Raw genomic sequence first — 22,904 nt, 5'->3', positions numbered from 1 at the left:
TGGAGGTGCGGTGCCGCGGCAACTCCCGCTCCAGCGGCGAAATGCGCCCCCTTCGCGCCGTTCGAGCGTCAACTTCGTGCGCGTATCGTCCGCCGATCGGGTCATTCATGGCGTTACCACGTCGAATGACTGCCCCGACCATCGGCTCCCGCTAGAGTCGAGACGTTTCCAGTCGTTAGTCCGCGAAGAACGAGGGGCGCGTGCTGTACACCATTGCACGCCGGCTCGCCCATCCGCTCCTGCTGCTGGGCGTGCTGTGCACCGCCGTCGCGACCCTGCGCCTCCACTGGGCGCCCGACCGGGTCTCCCCGCTCGTCCTGGTGGCCGTCATCGGATACCTGGCGGTGCTGGAGCGGGTGATCCCGTACCGGACCGACTGGCACCCGACGCGTCGCGAACTCGGCTGGTACAGCGTGTACTTCGTCCTGAGCATGATCGGCGGAGCGCTGGCCCAGGGGCTGGTGACGGCGCTGGTGGAGCTGCTCGGCCCGGCGCACCCGGCGCTGCCCTTCGCGGTGGAGATCCCGCTCGCGCTGCTGGTCGGATCGCTCGGCGACTACCTCGTGCACCGCTGGTCGCACCGCAACCGGTGGCTCTGGCGGCTGCACGGCGTGCACCACGTTCCGGAGAAGGTGAACGTCGCGAACAACGGCGTGAATCATTTCCTGGACGTCTTCGTCGCGCAGTCCGTGGTCCAACTTTCGCTGGCAGTGATCGGATTCTCGGCGGATTCTGTGTTCGTGGTCGGAATATTCGTTCTTGCGCAGGGGTATTTCGTCCACGCGAACGTCGACGTCCACCTCGGGCCGCTCGCCCACGTCCTGGCCGGCCCCGAACTCCACCGCCTGCACCACAGCGCCGACCTGGCCGAAGCCGGCCACTACTCCTCCGACCTCTCGCTGTGGGACCACGTGTTCGGGAGCTTCACCTGGCGGCCCGGCCGGGTGCCCACCGCAGTCGGCCTCCCCGACCCGGCCGCGTTCCCCACGACCGGTGAGCTCGGCGCCAGCCTCCTGCACCCCTGGCGCCGGGTGAAGACCGGCGAGCAGTCGGCCTGAACTCCCGTCCGCGCAGCCGTCCGTCCTCTGCCCGCGCCCCCGGCGCCACGCCGTCACCCTCGGATTGGATCATGACTTCCTCGCCCTTCGCCGCGCCCCGCGAGCCCATCGCGATCACCGGTATCGGCTGCCGCCTGCCGGGACACGCCAACGACCACCGGACCTACTGGCGCAACCTGATCGAGGGCCGGGACTGCCTCACCGGGACGCCCGCCGACCGCTACGACACCACCACCCTGGGCAGCCGGGACCGGGCCAAGCCCGGACGCCTGATCGGCGGCCGGGGCGGCTACATCGACGGCTTCGACACCTTCGACCCGGACTTCTTCGGGATCAGCCCGCGCGAGGCCGAACACATGGACCCGCAGCAGCGCAAGCTCCTGGAGGTCAGCTGGGAGGCCCTGGAGGACGGCGGCCTGCGCCCGGCCGAGCTGGCCGGCCGGGAAGTGGGCGTCTACATGGGCGCCTTCACCCTCGACTGGAAGATCCTGCAGTTCGCCGACCTCGACTTCACCACGATCGCCGCGCACACCGCCACCGGCACGATGATGACGATGGTCTCCAACCGGATCTCGCACTGCTTCGACTTCCGCGGCCCCAGCGTCTCGATCGACACCGCCTGCAGCTCCTCCCTGGTCGCCGTCCACCTCGCCTGCCAGAGCCTGCTCCGGGGTGAGACCGAACTCGCGCTGGCCGGCGGTGCGTTGCTGCACATGGCGCCGCAGTACACGATCGCCGAGACCAAGGGCGGCTTCCTCTCCGCGGACGGCCGCTCACGGGCCTTCGACGCCTCCGCCGACGGCTACGTCCGGGCTGAGGGTATCGGCGTGGTCGTCCTCAAGCGGCTCTCCGACGCGCGGCGCGACGGAGACCCGGTGCACGCGGTGATCCTCGGCAGCGGCGTCAACCAGGACGGCCGCACCAACGGCATCACCGTCCCCAACGCCGACGCCCAGGTCACCCTGATCGAGCGGGTCTGCGCCGAGGCCGGGGTACTGCCCGGCAGCCTGCAGTACGTGGAGGCGCACGGCACCTCCACCCCGGTCGGCGACCCGATCGAGGCCACCGCGCTCGGCCGGGTGCTGGGCATCGGCCGCCGTTCCGGGGACCGCTGCTACGTCGGCTCGGTCAAGACCAACATCGGGCACACCGAGGCCGCCGCCGGCGTCGCCGGGCTGATCAAGACCGCGCTCGCCCTGAAGCACCGCCGCATCCCGCCGCACCTCAACCTGGAACGGCCCAACCCCGGCATCGACCTGGCCGCGCTGCCCTTCGAGATCCCGACCGAGCCGGTCGACTGGCCCGAGCACCGCGGCCCGGCCCGCGCGGGCGTCAACTCCTTCGGCTTCGGCGGCACCAACGCGCACGTCCTGCTGGAGGAACCGCCCGGCCGGGAGCCCGCGCCGCCGGTCGCGGAACCGGTCTGCACCGTCCTGCCGCTGAGCACCAAGGACGCCGCCGGACTGCCCGAACTCGCCGCCGCCGTACGGCAGGAGCTGGCCTCCGGCACCTCGCTCACCGACCTCGGCCACACCCTGGCGCACCGCCGCCAGCACCTGCCCGAGCGGCTCGCGGTGGCGTACACCTCCCGGCAGGACCTGGACGAGGCACTGGCCGCGTGCGAGCGCGGCGAGGAGCACCCCCGGGTGGCCCGGGGCCGCGCCCGGGAACGCCGGGAGCGGCGCCTGGCCTGGGTGTTCACCGGCATGGGCCCGCAGTGGTGGGGCATGGGCCGCGGCCTGTACGAGAACGAGCCGGTCTACCGGGAGGCCGTCCGGGCCGTCGACGCGGAGATCCGCGAGCAGGCCGACTGGTCGCTGCTGACGGAACTGGGCCGGGACGAGACCGACTCCCGGATGGCCGAGACCTGGCTGGCCCAGCCCGCCAACTTCGCCGTCCAGGTGGGCCTCTCGGCGCTCTGGCGCAGCCACGGCCTGCGCCCCGACGCGGTGGTCGGCCACAGCACCGGCGAGGTCGCGGCCTTCCACGAGGCCGGGGTGTACGACCTCGCCGACGCCGTCCGGGTGGTGCTGGCCCGCAGCCGGCTCCAGCAGCGGCTGGCCGGCACCGGCAGCATGCTCGCGGTCGGCCTGCCGGAGGCGGAGGCGGAGCGCCGGATCCGGCCGTACCGCGCCCGGATCTCCCTCGGCGCGGTCAACAGCCCGTCCGCAGTGACCCTGGCCGGGGACACCGACGCCCTGGTCGAGCTGGCCGAGGAACTGAGGCAGCAGGGCGTCTTCGCCCGCCTCCTGGACGTCGAAGTCCCTTACCACAGCGTGCGGATGGATCCGATCCGGGACGAGCTGGTCGCCGCGCTCGGCCCCGTCAAGCCGCGGGAGGCACGGCTGCCGCTCTACCTGACCGCACGGGAGGGCCTCGCCCGGGGCCCCGAGCTGGACGGCGGGTACTGGTGGGAGAACGTCCGCAACCCGGTGCGGTTCCGGGCCGCCGTCGAGCGGATGGCCGAGGACGGGCACGGCCTGTTCCTGGAAGTCGGCCCGCACCCGGTGCTCGGCCACGCGATCCGCGAGTGCGCCGAGCGGACGCACACCCTGCCGTCGATCCGCCGCCACCAGGACGAGCCCGAGCGCTTCGCCCGCAGCCTGGCCGAACTGCACACCCTCGGCGTCGAGTTGACCTGGGACGCGCTGCACCCGGCCGGTCGGCCGGTGCCGCTGCCGGCCTACCCGTGGCGGCGCGACCGGTACTGGGTCGAGCCCGTGCCCGTCGAGCGGGTCAGACTCGGCCGGGTCGACCACCCGCTGCTGGGCCGCCGCACCGCGAGCGCCCAGCCCGGCTGGACCACCGTGCTCGACCCCGAGCGGCTGCCGTACCTGACCGACCACCGGATCGAGGGCCGGGTGGTCTTCCCCGCCGCCGGGTACCTGGAGATGGCCGCCCAGGCCGTCCGCGCCCTCACCGGCGGCACCGAGGTGGTGCTGGCCGAGGTCGAACTCAACCGGGCCCTGTTCCTCTCCGAGACCGAACCCGTCCCCGTCCAGCTCGGCTACGCGCCGGAGGACGCCCGCTTCACCGTCGCCGCCACCCCGGCCGGCGGCGAGCCGACCGTGCACGCCTGCGGCCGGGTCCGCACCGGCCAGCGCCGCTCCCACGGCCCCGCCCCGGACCTCTCGGCGCCGGACACCCACGGGCAGCGCCTCGACGGACCGGACTGCTACCGGCGACTGGCCGAGCGCGGATACGACTACGGACCCGCCTTCCGGGCCATCGAGGAGGTCTGGGCCGGCCCCGGCCGGGCGCTCGCCCGGATCCGGCCGACCGCCGCCCTCGGCCCCGACGCCGCCGACCACCACCTGCACCCGGTCCTGCTGGACGCCTGCTTCCAGACCCTGCTCACCACCACGCTGCACGCACCCGAGGACGGCAGCCTCCGCCTGCCGGTCACCATCGAGGAGGTCCGGCTCGACGGGATCGGCGCCCGCCCGCTCTGGGCGCACGCCACCGTCACCCGCGACAGCGGCGCCGAACTCGTCGGCGACATCGCCCTGTACACCGAGGACGGCGCCCCCGTCGGCCGGATCACCGGCTTCCGGGTCGCCGACGTCGCCCAGGCCCCGGCCTCGGTCGGCCTGGCCACCATCGACGGCTGGCTCACCGAGGTCGCGTGGACGCCCGCGCCCGCGCCCGTCGCCGAGGAGGCGCCCGGCGACCTGCTGCTCTTCGCCGACCGGAGCGGCCTCGCCGAACGGCTGGCCGCGCTCGCCGCCCAGCGCGGCGCCCGCTGCCACCTCGTCCGGCCCGGCGCGCAGTACCGGCACGAGGACGGGCACTCGACCGTCCGGCCCGACTCGGCCGAGGACGTCCGGCGGCTGTTCGCCGACCTGGACCCCGGCCACCGCACCGTCGTCCACCTCTGGAACCTCGACCTGCCCGCCCTCGACGCCACCACGGCCGACCGGCTCGACGGACTCGCCACCCTCGGCGCCTACTCGCTGATCGCGCTCGCCCGGGAACTGCCCGCCGCCCGCCCGGACGCCCGGCTGCACATCGTCACCCGGGGCACCCAGCCGGCCGCCCTCGTCGACCGGGTCGAACCGCTCGGCGCCCCCGCCTGGGGCATCGGACGCGTCCTGTGGCAACAGGAACTCGTCGCCCAGCGCGGCACCCTGGTCGACCTCGACCCGGCCGTCCCCGCGGCCGACCAGGCCGAGGCGCTGCTCGCCGAACTCGCCGCCCGGGACGAGCAGGAGATCGCGCTGCGAGCCGGCGGCCGCCTGACCAGCCGGCTGCGCCCGGCCGAGGGCCTCACCCGGCCGCTGCCGCCGGTCCTGCGCCCCGACGGCAGCTACCTGGTCACCGGGGCGTTCGGCGCCCTCGGCCGGCTGCTCTGCCGCACCCTGGTCAAACGCGGCGCCCGGCGGCTGATCCTGGTCGGCCGCACCGCCCTGCCCGAGCGCTCCCGGTGGGCGCACACCGACCCGGACACCCCGGCCGGGGAGCGGATCACCTTCCTGCGCGAACTCCAGGCGCTCGGCGCCGAACCGCTGCTCGCCCCCGTGGACGTCACCGACGAGGCCGCCCTGGCCGGCTGGCTCGCCGACCACCGGGAGCTCCGGCTCCCGCCGATCCGCGGCGTGTTCCACCTCGCCGGGCAGGTCAAGGACACCCTGCTGGCACAGATGGACCGCGCGGCCTTCGACGCCGGGTACGCCCCCAAGGTCGCCGGCGGTCACCTGCTGCACCGGCTGCTGCGCGACGAACCGCTCGACCACTTCGTGCTGTTCGCCTCCGTCGCCTCGCTGCTCACCACCGCCGGGCAGACCAACTACGCGGCCGGGAACGCCTTCCTGGACGCGCTCGCGCACCACCGCCGGGCCGACGGCCTGCCCGCGCTCAGCCTGGACTGGGGGCCCTGGGCCACCGGCATGATCGAGGAACTGGGCCTGGTCGCCCACTACCGGGACGCCCGCGGCATGAGCTCGCTGCCGCCGGACGCCGGGACGGCCGTCCTGGAGCGGGTCCTCGGCCAGGACCGCGCCCAGCTGCTGGTCGCCACCGTGGTCGACTGGCCGACCTTCCTGGCCTGGTACCCGACGCCCCCGCCGCTGGTCGCCGAGCTGGCGGCGAGCGCCGCCGAGCAGGCCCCGGCCGAGACCGGCGGCTTTCTGGACGCCTACCGGGCGGCCGACCGGCAGACCCGGCACGAGCTGGTCACCGAGCGGTTCACCGCCGCCGCCGCGGCCGTGCTGCGGATCGGCGCCGAACGGATCGCCCCGGACACCAGGCTCGGCGCGCACGGCCTGGACTCGCTGCTCGCGATGGAACTGCGCGCCCGGGTGCACGGCGAACTGGGCGTCGCCCTGCCCGTGGTGGCCCTGCTCAGCAACGGCACCGTCGGTGACCTGGCCGACCTGCTCACCGAGGGCCTGGCCGAGCGGCTCGAAGCCGACGACGGCCCTGCCCGGGCCGAGGTCGAGCTGCACACCGACGAGTCCCGCTACCCGCTCACCCACAACCAGCAGGCGCTCTGGTTCCTGCGCCAGCTGCACCCCGACGGCTTCGCGTACAACATCGGCGGCGCCGTCGAGGTCCGCGCGGCGCTCGAACCGGAGCTGGTGTTCGCCGCCTTCCGCCGCCTGGTCGCCCGCCACCCCGGACTGCGCGCCGCCTTCACGAGCGAGGAGGGCCGGCCGGTCCAGTGCATCCGCGCGGAGGACCGGGCCGACACCGGGCTGTTCGACGTCGAGGGCCGCCCCTGGGAGGAGATCCACGAGCTGATCGTCCGCGAGTACCGCCGGCCGTACGACCTCGCCGAGGACCCGCTGGTGCGACTGCGGCTGTTCCGGCGCGGGCCGGACCGGTGGGTGCTGATGAAGGCCGTCCACCACATCGTCTCGGACGCGATCTCCACCTTCACCTTCATCGAGGAGCTGTTCGAGGTCTACGAGGCGCTGCGCCGGGGACGCACCCCCGAACTGCCCCCGGTGCCCGCCCGCTACCTGGACTTCCTCAACCACCAGAACCGCTTCCTGGCCGGGCCCGGGGCGCAGCGGATGCTCGACTACTGGCGCGGCCGGCTGCCCGCCGGGATGCCGGTGCTGGCGCTGCCCACCGACAAGCCCCGGCCGGCCGTGCAGACCCACAACGGCGCCTCCGAGTTCTTCCGACTGGACGCCGAACTCACGGCCCGCGTCCACGAGTTGGCCCGTGCGCACAACGCCACCCCGTTCATGGTGCTGCTCAGCGGCTACTACCTGCTGCTGCACCGGTGGTCGGGGCAGCCGGACATCGTGGTCGGCAGCCCGGTCACCGGCCGCACCCAGGAGGAGTTCGCCTCGGTCTACGGCTACTTCGTCAACCCGCTGCCGCTGCACGTGAGCCTGGCCGGTGAGCCCACGGTGACCGAGCTGCTGGCCCGGGTCCGGGAGAGCGTGCTCGGCGGGCTGGACAACCAGGAGTACCCGTTCCCGCTGCTGGTCGAGCAGTTGGGGCTGCAGCACGACCCGAGCCGCTCCGCGGTGTTCCAGGCGATGTTCATCCTGCTCACCCACAAGGTCGCCGTGGAGCGCTTCGGCTACCGCCTGGAGTACATCGAACTCCCGGAGGAAGAAGGCCAGTTCGACCTGACGCTGTCCGCCTACGAGGACCGCTCGGACGGCTGCTTCCACTGCGTCCTCAAGTACAACTCCGACCTCTTCGAGCCCGCCACCGTCCGGCGGCTGGCCGCGCACTACCGCAACCTGCTGGACGCCATGACCCGGGCCGCCGAGGGCGAGCCGGTCGGGCGGCTGCGGATGCTGGACCCGGCCGAGCGCCGGGAGATCCTCACCGTGTTCAGCGGCGCCGAGCGCCGGATCGACCACGACACCCCCCTTCCGGAGCTGATCACCGGGGCCGCCGCCGAACACCCCGAGGCCGTCGCCGTGGTCGCACCCGGCCGGGACGGGACGCGGCGCCTCACCTACGGCGAACTGGACCGCTGCTCCCGGCGCACCGCCCTGCGGCTGCGCGAACTGGGCGTCGGGGAGGGCTCGGTGGTGGCCGTCTGCCTCGACAAGTCGCCCGAGCTGATCACCACCCTGCTGGGGATCTGGCGGGCCGGCGCGGCCTATCTGCCGCTCGACCCCGGCCACCCGGCCGACCGGCTGGCGCACCAGGTGACCGACGCCGGCGCCGCCCTGGTCGTGGTCGACGACCGGCGCCCGCCCGCCGCCGACCTGCCCGCCCAGCCGGTCACCCTGGCGGACCTCGACCGGCCCGCCGGGGACGCCCGGCTGCCCGCCGCCGACCCGGACCGGGCCGCCTACGTGATCCACACCTCCGGCTCCACCGGCCGCCCGAAGGGGGTCCGGGTCGACCACCGCAACCTGGCCGCCGTCACCGCCGGCTGGCGCGCGGAGTACCGGCTGGACACCGAGGCCCGGGTGCACCTGCAGATGGCCGGCACCGCCTTCGACGTCTTCTCCGGCGACCTCGCCCGGGCCCTCGGCACCGGCGGCACCCTCGTCCTGGTCGACCGCGAGCTGCTCTTCGACACCGCCAGGCTGCACCGGGTGATGCGCGAAGAGGCCGTGGACTGCGGCGAGTTCGTGCCCGCCGTGGCCCGCGCCCTGCTGACCCACTGCGAACGGGACGGCCTGCGGCTGGACTTCCTGAAGCTGGTCGTCGTCGGCTCCGACTCCTGGAAGGCCACCGAACACCGCAGGCTGCGCGCCCTGTGCGGCGAGCGGACCCGGCTGGTCAACTCCTACGGCCTGACCGAGGCCACCGTCGACAGCACCTACTACGAGGGCGCCGCCGACGGCCTGGAACCCGGCCGGATGGTGCCGATCGGCCGCCCCTTCCCGAACAGCGCGCTGTACATCCTGGACCCGTACGGCGAACCCGTCCCGGCGGGCGTGCCCGGCGAGCTGTGGATCGGCGGCGCGGGCGTCGCCGCTGGCTACCCCAACGACCCGGAGCAGAGCGCCCGGCGCTTCCTCACCCTGGAGCTCGACGGCGCCCCGGTGCGGCTCTACCGCACCGGTGACCTCGGGCACTGGGACACCGCCGGCACCGCGCACCTGCTCGGCCGGATCGACAACCAGGTCAAGGTCCGCGGCCACCGGATCGAACCGGGCGAGATCGAGGCCCACCTCACCGCCCGCCCCGAACTCGCCCAGGCCTGTGTGGCCGTCCGCCAGGACGCCTCGGGCGAGGCGGTACTGGCCGCCTACGTCGTCCCCGCCGAGGGCGCGGTGCCGGACCGCCGCGAACTGCGCCGCCACCTGGCCGAGCACCTGCCCACCGTGATGATCCCCTCCTACCTCACCGAACTGCCCGCCCTGCCGCTCACGCCGAACGGCAAGGTCGACCTCGCCGCCCTGCCGGAGCCGAAGGCCGACACCGGCGGCGCCCAGCACGAACCGCCCGTCACGCTCTACGAGACCCGGGTCGCCGAGCACTGGCGGAACCTGCTCGGCCTGGACGAGGTCGGCCTGCAGCACGACTTCTTCGAACTCGGCGGCAGCTCGATCCGGCTCATCGAGCTGATCCACCACCTGCGGACCGAGTTCAACATCGAGATCCCGGTCGGCCGGCTGTTCAAGGTCACCACCCTGCACGGCATGGCCCGCACCGTCGAGCAGATCATCACCGGCGAGGCGGCCGGCGGCCAGCCGTACCTCTGGTTCAACCCCGCGGCGACGAACGGCCGGACGGTCTTCTGTTTCCCTCCGGCCGGCGGCCACGGACTGGTCTACCGGCAGCTCGCCGCGCACCTGCCCGAGCACCGGATCGCCGCCTTCAACTACCTGACCGGCGACGACAAGACCGCCCGCTACGCCGACCTGGTCGAGGAACTGCACCCGGCCGGACCGTATGTGCTGCTCGGCTACTCGCTCGGCGGCAACCTCGCCTTCGAGGTCGCCAAGGAACTGGAACGCCGCGGCCGCACGGTCGGCTCGGTCCTGCTGGTCGACGCCTACCGGGTCCTGGACGCCTTCGACCTCGGCGAGGAGCACGTGGCCGTCTTCGAACGCGAACTCCACGAGCACCTGCACCGCCACACCGGCTCGCGGATCGTCGCCCGGGAGACCCTCGAACAGGCCCGGGACTACCTGGAGTTCTGCAGCCGCACCCCCAACACCGGCACGGTGCGGGCCCAGCTCGACGTGGTCTGCGAACGCGAACGACTGGCCGTGCACGTCGGCGGCGAGGAGGGGTCCTGGCACGGCGCCTCCACCACCGGCACCGCCGTGCACGCCGGCCACGGCAGCCACGCCGAGATGCTCGACGGCGAACACGCCGCCCGCAACGCCGAACTGGCGGGCGCCATCCTGGCCGGAGGCGCCGCCGATGGCCGCGGCTGACCGCGGACCGGACTGGTCCGGAAGGGAGCGGGCCCCCGGCGGCCCGCCCCGGGTCATCGTGATCGGGGCCGGCCTGGCCGGCCTCGCCACCGGCTGCTACGCGCAGATGAGCGGCCTGGAGACCCGGATCTTCGAGAAGCACGTCCTGCCCGGCGGCTGCTGCACCGCGTGGTCCCGGCAGGGCTACCTGTTCGACTACTGCATCGACTGGCTGATCGGCACGGCCGAGGGCACCGGCGCGCACCGGGTCTGGAGCGAACTCGGCGCCCTGGACGGCAAGTCGGTGACCCGCTTCGACACCTTCAACCGGGTCGTCGACGAACACGGCCGCGCCGTCACCTTCTACGGCGACCCGGACCGGCTGGAACACCACCTGCTGGCCCTCGCCCCCGGCGACGCCAAGCCGATCCGCGCCTTCTGCCGGGACCTGCGCCGCTTCGCCGCCGTCGACCTGCCCTGGGACCTCACCCCGCCGCCGCTGCGCACCACCGCGGAACGGCTGCGCACCCTGCGCGCCGTCCTGCCCGCCTTCCGGCTGTTCTGGCGCACCGCGACCACCCCGATGAGCGGCTTCGCCGAGCGCTTCCAGGACCCGCTGCTGCGCCGCGCCTTCCCCAACATGTTCCTGCAGGAACCGGCGGGCTTCCCGCTGCTGCCCTACCTGTACACCCTGGCCGCCGCGCACAACGGCAACGCGGGCTTCCCGCAGGGCGGTTCGCTGGGGCTGGCCCGCTCGGTGGAGGAGCGCTACACCTCGCTCGGCGGGGTGATCGGCTACCGCTGCCGGGTGGAGCGGATCCTGATCGAGGACGGCCGCGCCGTCGGTGTCGAACTCCGCGACGGAACACGGCACTACGCCGACCACGTGGTCGGCGCCTGTGACGGCCCGACCGTCCTCGACCGGCTCCTCGGGGGCCGCTACTCCAGCCCCGCCACCGACCGGCTGTACGGCGAACTGCTCGACAAGCCCGGCAACCTGTACCCGGCCGTGGTCTCCGCCTTCGTCGGGGTCGACGGCCCGCTGCCGGAGCGGGAGCCGCACAGCACCACGTACCTGCTGGCGCCCGAGGAGGGCGCCCGGCTGCCCGGCTCGCTGCAGAGCAGCCTGGTGGTGCAGTTGCGCTCGGCCTACGCGGAGGGCTTCGCCCCGCCCGGCAAGTCGGTGCTGCACTGCACCTACTTCAGCGACTACCGCTCCTGGAAGGACCTGCGGGTCCGGGACCGCCGGGCCTACCGGGCGCGCAAGCAGGAGGTCGCCGCGTTCGTCCGGGGGTTCCTGGAACGGACGTACCCCGGGCTCGGCCGGCGGATCGAACTGGTCGACGTGGCCTCGCCGGTGACCACCGAGCGGTTCACCGGCAACACCTACGGCAGCATCCTCGCCTGGCAGGCCTTCTCCGAGGCCGAGGACGTCGCCAACCGGCTGGTCAACCGGGACCGGATGCGGCTGCCCGGCCTCGACGGCTTCTCGATGGCCGGGCAGTGGACCGCGCTCGGCGGACTGATCCGGGCCGCCACCAGTGGGCGGTTCGCCGCGCAGTACCTCTGCCGGGAGCTGGGGCGGCCGTTCCGGGCCTGGCCCAGCGAGAGCCGGGAACCCTGGCACACCGGCAAGTGGGGCCGCCTGCCGCGACTCGACCGGGCCACCGTGACACGGCCGCAGGCGGGCGCGGTGGAAGCCGACGTGGAGGCGGAGGCGGCAGGGGCGGGAGCGGCGGACGTGGGAGTGGGAGTGGCGGAGTGAGCGGGACGACGACCGGCGGCACGGCCGCCGGCGGCAGGCAGACCATGGTCATCATCGGCGGCGGGCTCGGCGGCCTGTCCACCGGCTGCTACGCGCAGATGAACGGCTACCGCACCCGGATCCTGGAGATGCACGAGATCCCCGGCGGCTGCTGCACGGGCTGGGACCGCGGCGAGTTCACCTTCGACTGCTGCGTCAGCTGGCTGCTGGGCAGCGGTCCGGGCAACGAGATGCACCGGATCTGGCTCGAACTCGGCGCGCTGCAGGGCAAGCGGATGCGCAACTTCGACGTCTTCAACGTGGTGCGGGCCAGGGACGGCCGGGCGGTCTACTTCTACTCCGACCCGGACCGGCTGGAGGCCCACCTGCTCGAACTGGCCCCGGAGGACGCCCGGCAGATCCGGCAGTTCTGTGCCGGGCTGCGCAAGTTCCGCCTGGCGCTGGCCCGTTACCCCTTCCTCAAGCCGGTCGGACTGATGGGGCGGCGGGAGCGGTGGCGGATGCTCGCCTCCTTCCTGCCGTACGTCAACGTGATCCGGCGCTCGATCACCGTGCTGATGAGCGACTACTCGGCACGGTTCCGCAGCCCGCTGCTGCGCGAGGCGTTCAACTTCGTCCTCTACGAGAAGCACCCCAACTTCCCCGTGCTGCCGACGTACTTCCAGCTCGCCTCGCACGCCGGGCAGTCGGCCGGGGTGCCGGAGGGCGGCTCGCTCGGCCTGGCGCACTCGATCGAGCAGCGCTACCGGCGGCTCGGCGGCGAGATCACGTACAACGCCAAGGCGACCGAGATCCTGGTCGAGCGGGACCGGGCGGTCGGGGTGCGGCTGAGCGACGGCCGGGAGGTGCGGGCGGACATCGTGGTGGCGGCCTGCGACGGCCGGACCACGGTGCTGGACCTGCTCAAGGGCCGCTACCTGAACGACACCTACCGCCGGCTGTACACCACGACCATCACCGAACCCGGCATGGTCTTCCCCGGCTACCTGACCGTGTTCCTCGGCCTGCGCCGGCCCTTCCCGGCCGGCGATCCGTGTACCACCTACCTGCTGGAGGACGACCTCGCCGCCCGGCTCACCGGGATCCGGCACCCCAGCATCAACGTCCAGTTCCGCAGCCGCCACTACCCGGAGCTGTCCCCGGCCGGGACCACCGTGGTCTACGCCAGCTACTTCTGCGACATCGCCCCCTGGCGCGAACTCAGCACCGGACCGGAGCAGACGCCCCGGCTGCGGCGCGGCGAGGAACTGCACACCCTGCCGGTCGGCCGGGGCCGGGAGTACCAGCGGGAGAAGCGCCGGGTGCGGGACGCCGTGATCGAGTTCCTGGACGCCCACCACCCGGGCCTCAAGGACGCGGTGGCGGTCAAGGACGTCTCCACCCCGCTCACCCAGGTCCGCTACACCGGCAACTACGACGGCACGGTGCTGGGCTGGCAGCCCTTCGTGGAGAGCGGGGAGACCCTGGAGGAGGAGATCAAGCGCAACGGCCCGGGGCTGCCCGGTCTGGAGAACTTCTACCTCTCCGGTGTCTGGGCGACCACCGGCGGGCTGATCCGGGCGGCGGCGGCCGGCCGGCACGTCGTCCAGTTCGTCTGCCGGGACGACCACAAGCCGTTCACCGCCGAGGTGGACGACAGCGCGCCGCCGCCCACCCTGCTCATCGACCCGGTCGGACCGGTCGACCGCCAGTTTGGAGTCACCTCGTGAGGATCGAGAGTTGGACCGTCGGGGAGCACGTGGACGGCGTGCCGGACGTCGAGCGGATGTACCGGAAGGCCGTGGAGGAGGTGGACGTCCGCCTCGCCGCGGACGAGATGCTGCTGCGCACCCGGTACGTCTCGGTCGACCCGTACCTGCAGGGCATCGCGCTGGACACCCCGATCGGCGACCACATGGGCGCCGACTCGATCATGGAGGTGCTGGAGGCCGGGCCGGCCGCGCCGTTCGCGGCCGGCGACCTGGTGCAGGGCTTCGGCGGCTGGCGCAGCCACGTGATCAGCAACGGCGCGCCGAGGCTCTGGCAGACCGGCACCTTCCCGATGGTCTTCCCCGCCTTCCGCCGGCTGGACCCCGGCCACTACGACGAGGCGCTGCCGCTCTCCACCGCGCTCGGCGTCCTGGGCGGGCCGGGGATGACGGCCTGGGGGACGGTCGAGAAGTTCCTGGACGTGCGCCCCGGTTCGACCGTGCTGGTCAGCGGGGCCTCCGGGGCCGTGGGTTCGCTGGTCGGGCAGCTGGCCAGGCACCGGGGCGCGCGGGTCCTCGGCACCACGGCGACGCCGGAGAAGGCCGGGCGGCTGTGGGAGCTGGGATTCGACGGGGTGGTGCTGTACCGCGACGGCGACGCCCCGGAGCGGCTGGAGAAGGAGCTGGCCGAACTCGCGCCGGACGGCATCGACCGCTACTTCGACAGCCTCGGCGGGGTGCTGACCGACGTGGTCTTCGGCATGCTCGCGGTCGAGAGCCGGGTAGCGGTCTGCTGGCAGTGGGGGAGCCAGGTCGGCGGCGGCTGGGCGGGCCCGCGGCTGCTGCCGATGATCATGTACCCGCGCACCACGATCCGGGGGATCTTCTCGCTGGAGTGGTTCACCGACGAGAACTGGGCGGCGCTGCGGCGGGACCTCGGCGCGCTGGTCCGGAGCGGGGAGCTGAGGTACCAGCAGACCGTCCACCGGGGCTTCGACAGCATCCCCGCCGCGTACCGCAGCCTCTACGTGGACCGGTCGGCGACCCGGGGGAAGGTGCTGGTCGAGCTCTGAGCGGATGCCCGGGCCCGGATCCGCGTGAGCGCTTCGGCGACTGTTTCGGTGTAGTGGTTGACTAGTGTTCTACTGGACCATAACAATTCAGGGGCAGGCCTCAACGACCGAGGAGACGCCCCGTGATCGAATTCCATGTGGACCGGACGGACGGCCTCCCTGCCTACGCCCAACTCGTGCAGCAGGTACGGGAAGCGCTCAGGCTGGGACTGCTGAAGCCCGGCGACCGCCTGCCCGCCGTCCGGGACGTCGTCGTCTCGTGCACCGTCAACGCCAACACCGTGCTCAAGGCCTACCGGGAGCTGGAACACGGCGGGCTGGTCGAGGCCCGGCAGGGCTCCGGCACCTTCGTCACCGGCTCGCTCGGCGCCGTCGAACCGCACGACATGGCGCGGCTGCGCACCGGACTCGCCCGCTGGGTCTCCGACGCCCGCGAGGCCGGGCTGGAGGACGAGGACGTCAAGGCCCTGGTCACCGCCGTGCTCGCCGCGGAGCCGGCCGCCTCCGAGCGCGACACGCGCCAGGGGGCCGGGGCGTGAGCGCCGCCCTGGAGGCGCGCGGGCTGACCAAGCGGTACCGCGGCGTGACCGCCCTGGACGACTGCAGTTTCACCCTCCCGGCCGGTGGGGTGGTCGCGCTGGTCGGCGCGAACGGCGCGGGCAAGTCCACCCTGTTGGGCATCGCCGGCGGCATGCTCAGACCCACCGCCGGTGAGTGCCGGACGGACGGCCGGGTGGTCCTGCTCTCCCAGGACAAGCCGCTCTACCGCGACTTCAGCGTGGCCGACATGCTGAACTTCGGTCGCCACACCAACCTCGTGTGGGACCAGGCCCGCGCACTCGCCTGGCTGGCGCGGTTCGCCGTCCCGCTGGACCGGCGCTGCGACAAGCTCTCCGGCGGACAGCAGGCGCAGGTCGCGCTCGCCGTCGCGCTCGGCGCCTGCCCGTCGCTGCTCCTGCTGGACGAACCGCTGTCCAACCTCGACCCGGTCGCCCGCAAGGCCGTCGCCGGCGAACTGCTCGCCGAAGTCGCCGAGACCGGGATGACGGTCCTGCTGTCCACCCACGTCGTGGCCGAACTCTCCGGCGTGGGCGACCACTTACTGCTGCTCTCGCACGGCCGCAACATCCTGGACGGCGACGTCGAGGACCTCCTCGCCCAGCACGTGCGGCTGACCGGGCCGCGCAGCGACCGGCCGCCCGTCGAGGGGCAGGTCGTCCACGAGAACCACACCGCCCGGCAGTCCACCTTCGTGGTGCGCACGCTGCTCGGCGCGGCCACCCCGCTGGACGCCCCGGGCTGGAGCGGCCACCCCGTCACGCTGGAGGACATCGTGCTCGGCTACCTCAGGACCTCGCTCGGGGAGACCGGACTGTGAGCGCCCCGGCCTCCACCCCGCCGCCCGCCGCCACACCGCCGCCCGCCGCCACCCGGTCCGTGCCCGCCGCCGGGGGGAACCTGTGGCGCGGCGTCCTCTGGCTCACCTGGCGCCAGCACCGCTGGCAGCTGATCGGCGGCGCCCTCCTCACCGCCGCCATCCTGATCTGGATGGCCGTCAACGCGGCCGACCTGCAGAGCGCGCTCGACCTCTGCCACGGGCCGGACTGCTCCCGGGCCGTCGCCGAGGACCGGCTCGCCCGGATCGGCCACGCCACCGACATCGCCGGCTACCAACTGAACCTCGTGGTCTTCCTGCCCGCGATGCTCGGCATGTTCATCGGGGTGCCGCTGCTGGCCAGGGAGTACGAGCAGCGCACCCTGCTGCTCGCCTGGTCCCAGGACGTCAGCCCGCGGCGCTGGCTGTTCGGCAAGCTCGCCGTGCTCGGCACCGTCGTCGGCGGACTGGCCGCCGCGCTCTCCGCCGAGTGCCTGCACGTCGCCGGGCTCGTCCACCTCGGTGCCCGGCGCAGCCTGTTCGAGGGCACGCTTTTCCAGGCCGGCGGCTGGATGCCGCTCACGCTCGCCCTCGCCTGGGGGATGTTCGGGGTGGCGACGGGGGCGGCGCTGCGCCGGCTGCTGCCCGCGTTCGTGGTGGTGCTCGGTGCCTTCGCCGGGCGCACGACGATGATGGAGCAGCTGCGGCCGCACCTGATGGACCCGGTGACCCGGACGATCTCGCTCGCCGCGGAGCGCGGCGAGGGCGCCGACCCGTTCGCCGCGGTCGCCAACGACCTGGTCCTGGACGGCGGCAAGGCGCCGTTCGTCGACGCCGCCGGGGCCCTCCACCCGTACAGCGAGGTGATGGGTCAGTGGTGCGGAAACATCCCCGACGGGCGGGCCGCCGCCTTCACCTCCTGCCTGCAGCAGCACGGGCTGACCGGGATCCGGCAGAGCCTGCAGCCGGCCGGTCGGCTGGGCACCTTCCACCTGATCGAGAACGGGCTGAACCTCGGGCTGTTCGCGGTGTCCCTGGCCGTGACCTGGTGGCTGGTGCGCCGAGCCCGGACCACGGTGTAGCGCGGCGGGGCGGGCCGGGCCGGGCGGCAGACCGTCACCCGCCCGGCCCGGCCACCCGCCCAGGTGCCGGGCACCCGCTCGGGTCGCGGGGAGCAGCCCGTTCCGAGGGGCCCGGGCGTCGGCTAGTCCGAGATGCCGGCGGCCCGCAAGCGGCGGAGGACGGCGTCCCACTCCGGCGTGACCGGCTCGGTCCGCCGGGTGCCGACCCCGAGGTCCTTGAAGCCGGTGGAGGTCGACAGGCACACCACCGGGCCGTCCGACAGGTCGGGCTCGCCGAGGCTGCGCAGCCCGGCCAGGCCGGCCGCCGCGGACAGCTCGGTCCACAGGCCGGCGCGGGCCAGCTCGTGCTGGGCGTCCGCCAGGCGGTGGTCGTCCACCGTGAGCGCCCGGCCGCCGCTCTCCCGGACCGCGACCACCCCGCGGTAGCCGCTCACCGGGGAGGCGATCGAGTAGGCGTCGCTCGGGCCGACCGTCACGTGGGCGGCGGGCAGGCCCTGTTCGATCGCCCTGGCCAGCGGACCGGAGGCCGCCACCTCGCAGGAGTGGACGCGCGGCACCCGGTCGGTCAGGCCCAGGCGGCGCAGCTCGGCGAATCCCTTCCAGACGCCGAAGAGCAGTTCGCCGTACCCGGTGGGGACGAACACCGCGCTCGGCACGCCGATGTCCTGGAAGATCTCGTACGCGACGGTCTTGTAGCCCTCGGGGCCGAACGCGTGCCCGGTGTGGGTGGTGGTCAGATTGCTGACCGGGTGCAGACCGAGCCGGTCGACCACCTGCCGCAGCAGCGGCCAGCGGGCCTCCCACGGCACCGGGAGCACCACCGCGCCGTAGGCGTTGAGGAAGGCGTCGACGTTCGGCGGGACGTCGGGGCCGGTGAACACGACGCAGGGCAGCCCGGCGCGGGCGGCGTAGGCGGCGGCCGAGGCGCCGTGGTTGCCGGAGGAGGCGACCGCGATGCCGGGAGCGCCGACGCCCACGGCGGCGCTCGTGGTGCACCGGTTCAGCCGGTCCTTGTGGCTCCAGGTGGGGTTGCGCGACTCGTCCTTGACGTACACCCCGGGCTCGATCTCGACCAGCGGCGTGGCGCCCTCGCCCAGGCCCGGCGCGAGCAGCGGCGGCAGCAGCGGGGCCCAGCGCTCCAGGCCGCCGCGCGTCGGGGCGGGGGCGAAGAGGCTTGTCGGGTCGACCTTGTCGTAGGCGTAGTCGACCTCGACGGGGTAGGCGACGTCCTCGGTGCCGGTGCGCGGGCAGCCCGCGGTGAGCGGGGGCCAGAGCGGGTAGTCGAGGCCGGGGTCGCCGAGGGAGCGCTGGCCGGTTGCGAGGGAGTCTGCGGTTGCCATGTAAGCAGCCTAATGGCGTTTCAGGTGCTACCGGGTGGGGTTTGTGATTCCCGTGCGCCTGGGCACACTCACAGGGTCAGCGGAGATCGGACGGAACCGGGGGAGCGATGGACAGCGGCGTGCGGGCAATGGTCGAGGTGGTCGGCGAGGCGCGGCGGCAACTGCGGGAGAACGCCCTCCCGAAGGTCCGGGAGGCCGGACGCGAGCGCATCCCGGAGGCGGAGGAGGCGAAGCTGCTGGGCGCCCTCGCCGGACTGGTGGAGGCCGTGGTGGAACTGGCCGACGCCGCCTCCGACCGGACGACCACGAGAGACAGCGGCACGGTGTACGTCAAGGCCGGGCGCCGGCTGCGGGACCAGGCCCGCTACCTGCGGGACGACGAGCGGCAGGTGGCGGCCCGGGTGGAGCCCGCCGGGTCGGCGAAGGCGCCCTGACCCGGCCGGCGGTGGTCACCGAACGGTGGTCACCGGACGGTGACAGGGCGGGTCACGAGGCGGTGAACAGCAGGGCGACCAGGCGGCCGTCCGCGTCGCGGCCCTCGTAGCAGCCCGCCGACTCGGCGCTGACCGGGAAGGCCAGGACGTTGACGCCGGTGCGCCCGTCCACGGTGACGTCCACCCAGGCGGGCATCCGGCCGGTCCAGTCGGCGGTGGCCAGTTCGGCCTCGACGTGCGCCACGAAGGCGTCGAGGTCCGGGAAGGCGTCCGGGCGCGGGCCGTCGAAGCGCAGGGCGTCCACCGCGCTGCTGTCCCAGAGCAGGGCGAGGTCGGGGCCGAGCGGCTGGTGGTCCTCGATCGCGTCCTCGAACTCGGCCTCGGCTATCGCCTCGGGGTCGGCGAACGGGATGAGCGCCATGGTGACGTGGACCGACTCCCGCCCGCTCTCGGCGTCCGGCCGGCGGACCACGCCGATGTGCACGGGGTGGGTGCCCGCCGGCACGTCCTCGCAGGCCGACCACTCCGACGCGTCGTGGCTGCTGAAGACCAGGGCCGAGGTGACGGTCAGGTCGCCGGCGCGGTGGAACTCCTCCGGGCGCTCGCCGAGGAATTCGTCGATGTGCTCGTCCGCGAGGTCGCGGAGCAGCGTCTCCATGTTCATGAGGGTCATGATGGCAGCCCCCGCCGACAGTTCGACGGGGGCCGCCGGACGGTCCGGTGCCGGTCCGGTGCCGGTCCGGTGACGGATCAGCGTGGTTCAGCGGTGGTTCGGGAACTGCACCACCTGCTGGTAGGTCGGCCGGTTCTGCCAGGTGGTCTTCCCGTCCGTCACGCCGCCCAGCGGGCGCTGGATGATCGTGTCGGCGCACCACTGGTCGCCGGCCGGGCAGTCGGCGTCGCCCGGGTAGACCTGGGCGGCGGTCTGGGCGGCCGCGCGCTTGAGGGTGTCCAGCAGGACGCCCCGGCAGGCGGTGAGGTCGCCCCCGCCGCAGAAGGGGCGGGCCAGCGGGCCCCTCACCTGCTCGCCGAGGACGGACCGCAGGTCCTTGTCCAGGTAGCTCCACCAGCCGTACTGGAACGACGAACCCTTGTGCGGGATGCCCTCGTTGGCGCTCACCGGGCCGCCGCCGGGGCCGGTCTGCCCGCCGGAGGGCGACTCGTTGATCTGCAGGGCGCCGGTCAGGGCGCCGAACAGCTGGTCCCCGAGGCCCGGCCGCATCACGCCCTCGGCGGCCAGCGGCCACCAGGCGTCCATCACCCGGATCGCGGCCGCGTCCGCGTAGGCGTGGCTGCCGGGCGACGTCTCCTTCCGCTGGGCGCCGTCGGCGAGCCAGGCCTCCAGCTGCTGCAGGGCGGTGAGGGTGGCCGGGTCGGTGACGGGCGCGCTGCGCAGCACCCGGATCAGGTCGGGCAGGACGTCCTCGGCCCGGAGGTCGGCCAGGGCGGCGCCCTCCATGGCCTGGGTGAGCGAGACCCGGCCGACCTTGCCGCCGCCCCGCAGCAGTGCCTTCACCCGGTCGTCGAGCAGGTTCCCGCGGTGCACCGAGCCGTTGCCGAAGCCGGCCGGGGTGTAGCCGTCCGCCTGCTTGTTGTTCCAGGAGACGTAGTAGTCCTGGTCGACGGACTGCGGGTGCTCGGCTGGCGGGGTGTACCGGGCGGTGTTGCCGGCGGGGTCGAAGTCCGCCCACTCGTAGGCGGGCCGGGCCAGGACGGGGAGTCCGGCGTCGACCCCCGGGGCGCGCACCGGGTTGCTGCCGGAGTTGTAGTACGCGATGTCGCGGGAGTCGGCGTAGAACCAGTTGAAGGTGTAGTTGATGTCCTGCGCGGCCCGCTGGAAGCTCGCCGCGTCGTGGACCGCGCCCGGGTCGTTGAGCTCCTGGAAACCGATGATGGAGTCGGCCTCGTGACGGTAGGTGGAGCGCAGTGCGGTGAAGGCGACGGGTGCGCCGCCCACCGTGCCGCGGGCGGTGACCAGGCCGTAGTTGGAGCGGTACATCACCAGGGTGTACGAGCCGGCGGCGGTGGAGTCGGCGGTGGTGGGGTTCCACGCGTCCTTGCGTTCCAGGCGGTCGAAGGGCAGGCACTGGCCGTGCCACAGGTACGAGTCGGCGGCGGTGGTGACCGGCGATCCGTCCGTGGTGCAGAGCGGGACGGCGTAGCTGTCCGTGATGTCCTGCCCGGCGGAGGTGGCGCTCCAGGCGTAGTCCTGGCCGCGGCCGAGCTGCACGTAGAAGCTCAGGCCGGCGAAGGCGGCGCCGCGCGCGCTGATCCCGGGGCCCTGGATCTCCTCCAGCATCAGCAGCTGCGGGGCGAAGTAGCCGGTCTGCGGGCCGAACACGGCCACCGGGTGGCCGTCGTCGGTGTGCGCGCCGGACACCAGCAGGGCGTTGGACATGCCGTGCCTGGCGGTGAGCAGGTTGCCCGGGAGCACGCCGTCCGCCGTGGTGGTGGCGGTGTTCGCGGAGCCGGTGGCGTCGTAGACCATCCGCTCGGGCACCACCGAGCCGGGGTCCGGCAGGGCCTCTCCCTGCGGCTGGTCGGGCACGGTGGCGTACGGGAAGCTCTGCCCGTCGTGCAGGGTCCGGACGGCCTCCGGGTCGTCGGCCTCGCGCAGCGACTTCCACAGCGCGTCGCCGGCGTCCTTGCCGTAGCGGGCCTCGGCGGCGGACTTGACCTGGGCGGAGGCCAGTTCGCCGCCGCCGCCGGAGCCGAACAGGGCGCCGACCACGGAGGCCAGCGCGACGAGGTCGGTCAGGGTGAACGGCTCGATCGACCCGGCGTTGGTGATCGGGTCGATGTGCCCGGTCAGGTCGTACTCGCCGGGGAACGTCCGGGCGTCGTAGGACTCCTTGGCGTACCGGTTGATGCCGTCGAGGTAGGCGGTGGCGTCGGCGAGGGCCTGGGTGGCCCGGCCGCCGCGGGCGGCGATGGCGTCGATCTGCTGCTGCAGCTCCGCCTCGGTGTAGGGGGCGGCCTGCCAGAAGCTCTGCTCCAGCTGCCGGTTGGCGGCGGCGCCGCCCGCGAAGCCGGACAGCCGGCCGCGGCCGACGTGGCGGAACAGGTCCATCACCCAGAGCCGGTCCTGGGCGGCGGCGTAGCCCGCGCCGAACTCGGTGCCGTAGCGGGTGGTGCCGGTGATGTGCGGGACGCCGGTGGCCTTGTCGCGCACGATGGTGACGTCGGAGCGGGGGCTGGTGGTGCTGGCGACCTGGTCGGCGGGGACGCCGAAGGAGGCGTCGTTGAAGAAGTCGCGCAGCTTGGCCTCGGTGAGGCCGGGGTAGCCGGCGGCGAGTCCGGCGTAGGGGCCGAGCTGGTCGTCGGTGTGGGCGGGGCGGGTGCCGAACATCCGGTTGAGCAGGATGTCGGCGAGGGTGGCGTTGCCGTTCTCGCCGGGCGGCAGGATGTCGGCGCAGTGGCCGCCGCAGTAGTCGCCGGCGGTGGCGGTCGGCGCGGTGGGGGCGGCGGCCGCGGTGGGGGTGGTGGTGAGGGCGGCGGTGACGAGCAGGGCCGACGCGAGGGCGGCGGCCGCCCCGGATCGGAGTGCGTGTCGGAGGGGGTGGGGGCGTAGGCGCAAGGCGGACTCCTCCGTCGAAGCCACGGGGAGTCGACGGTAGGGGCGCTACTGGCCGGTTGGCTAGTGGCGTGCATGCCATTTTCATTGGTGCGCTGGGGAGTTGACGGGGCGGCGGTGGGGGTGGTGCGGGCGTTCGGGCCGGTCGTCGGCGGTGTCGGCTAGGGTCGGGCGGGTCGGGGAACGGGATCGTTCGCCGGGCGGCAGGACAGGAAGTGAACGGGG

At 73.7% G+C, this 22,904-nt stretch carries 12 protein-coding genes; 9 read left to right on the top strand and 3 right to left on the bottom strand.

The genetic code is table 11. The features are described 5' to 3' along the window. Positions 1-203 precede the first annotated feature (203 nt). The 8 genes from AB0D10_RS05735 to AB0D10_RS05700 all read left to right on the top strand — a co-directional run bounded on the left by AB0D10_RS05735 (position 204) and on the right by AB0D10_RS05700 (position 17,331). On the top strand, positions 204-1,058 hold the full coding sequence (locus tag AB0D10_RS05735) for a sterol desaturase family protein (RefSeq protein ID WP_360252420.1): 855 nt from the start codon (positions 204-206) through the stop codon (positions 1,056-1,058). A 71-nt stretch (positions 1,059-1,129) separates the two neighbouring features. Next, positions 1,130-10,369 (top strand): amino acid adenylation domain-containing protein, encoded by a 9,240-nt coding sequence (locus AB0D10_RS05730; protein WP_360251852.1) that lies wholly within the window; start codon positions 1,130-1,132, stop codon positions 10,367-10,369. Further along, the gene (locus AB0D10_RS05725; RefSeq protein WP_360251849.1) at positions 10,356-12,113 is read left to right on the top strand and encodes an NAD(P)/FAD-dependent oxidoreductase; all 1,758 of its coding nucleotides are present in this window, start codon (positions 10,356-10,358) and stop codon (positions 12,111-12,113) included. The genes AB0D10_RS05730 and AB0D10_RS05725 overlap by 14 nt, the downstream gene beginning before the upstream one ends. 44 nt (positions 12,114-12,157) lie before the next feature. Next, positions 12,158-13,822 (top strand): NAD(P)/FAD-dependent oxidoreductase, encoded by a 1,665-nt coding sequence (locus AB0D10_RS05720; protein ID WP_360252417.1) that lies wholly within the window; start codon positions 12,158-12,160, stop codon positions 13,820-13,822. Continuing rightward, complete coding sequence (locus AB0D10_RS05715; RefSeq protein ID WP_360251846.1) at positions 13,819-14,874, top strand: NADP-dependent oxidoreductase; 1,056 nt, start codon at positions 13,819-13,821, stop codon at positions 14,872-14,874. Before AB0D10_RS05720 ends, AB0D10_RS05715 begins: the two co-directional genes overlap by 4 nt. A 122-nt stretch (positions 14,875-14,996) precedes the next feature. Further along, positions 14,997-15,413, top strand: coding sequence for a GntR family transcriptional regulator (locus AB0D10_RS05710; RefSeq protein ID WP_360251843.1), 417 nt, complete (start codon positions 14,997-14,999; stop codon positions 15,411-15,413). Continuing rightward, the gene (locus AB0D10_RS05705; RefSeq protein ID WP_360251840.1) at positions 15,410-16,252 is read left to right on the top strand and encodes an ABC transporter ATP-binding protein; all 843 of its coding nucleotides are present in this window, start codon (positions 15,410-15,412) and stop codon (positions 16,250-16,252) included. Before AB0D10_RS05710 ends, AB0D10_RS05705 begins: the two co-directional genes overlap by 4 nt. Then, positions 16,249-17,331, top strand: coding sequence for a hypothetical protein (locus AB0D10_RS05700; RefSeq protein WP_360251837.1), 1,083 nt, complete (start codon positions 16,249-16,251; stop codon positions 17,329-17,331). The genes AB0D10_RS05705 and AB0D10_RS05700 overlap by 4 nt, the downstream gene beginning before the upstream one ends. A gap of 122 nt (positions 17,332-17,453) precedes the next feature. Here the strand turns inward: AB0D10_RS05700 and AB0D10_RS05695 are convergent, their stop codons facing one another. Next, positions 17,454-18,671 (bottom strand): pyridoxal-phosphate dependent enzyme, encoded by a 1,218-nt coding sequence (locus tag AB0D10_RS05695; RefSeq protein WP_360251834.1) that lies wholly within the window; start codon positions 18,669-18,671, stop codon positions 17,454-17,456. Positions 18,672-18,778: 107 nt separating this feature from the next. On the opposite strand from AB0D10_RS05695, the gene AB0D10_RS05690 reads away from it, so the two are divergent. Next, positions 18,779-19,105 carry a hypothetical protein gene (locus AB0D10_RS05690; protein ID WP_360251831.1) on the top strand — a complete coding sequence of 109 codons (327 nt, stop codon included), beginning with the start codon at positions 18,779-18,781 and terminating at the stop codon, positions 19,103-19,105. A gap of 52 nt (positions 19,106-19,157) precedes the next feature. On the opposite strand, the gene AB0D10_RS05685 is transcribed toward AB0D10_RS05690, so the two are convergent. Together AB0D10_RS05685 and AB0D10_RS05680 are read right to left on the bottom strand one after the other, a co-directional pair. Next, a complete protein-coding gene (locus tag AB0D10_RS05685; RefSeq protein ID WP_360251828.1) occupies positions 19,158-19,769 on the bottom strand; it encodes a hypothetical protein in 612 nt (203 codons plus the stop codon). Between the two features lie 96 nt (positions 19,770-19,865). Continuing rightward, on the bottom strand, positions 19,866-22,613 hold the full coding sequence (locus AB0D10_RS05680) for a penicillin acylase family protein (protein ID WP_360252414.1): 2,748 nt from the start codon (positions 22,611-22,613) through the stop codon (positions 19,866-19,868). Positions 22,614-22,904 lie beyond the last annotated feature (291 nt).

Origin of the sequence: Kitasatospora sp. NPDC048545 (genome assembly GCF_040651155.1) — a bacterium.
GTDB lineage: Bacteria > Actinomycetota > Actinomycetes > Streptomycetales > Streptomycetaceae > Kitasatospora.
Note: the sequence above shows the minus strand (reverse complement) of the source record. Positions and strands in the feature narration are given on the sequence as shown.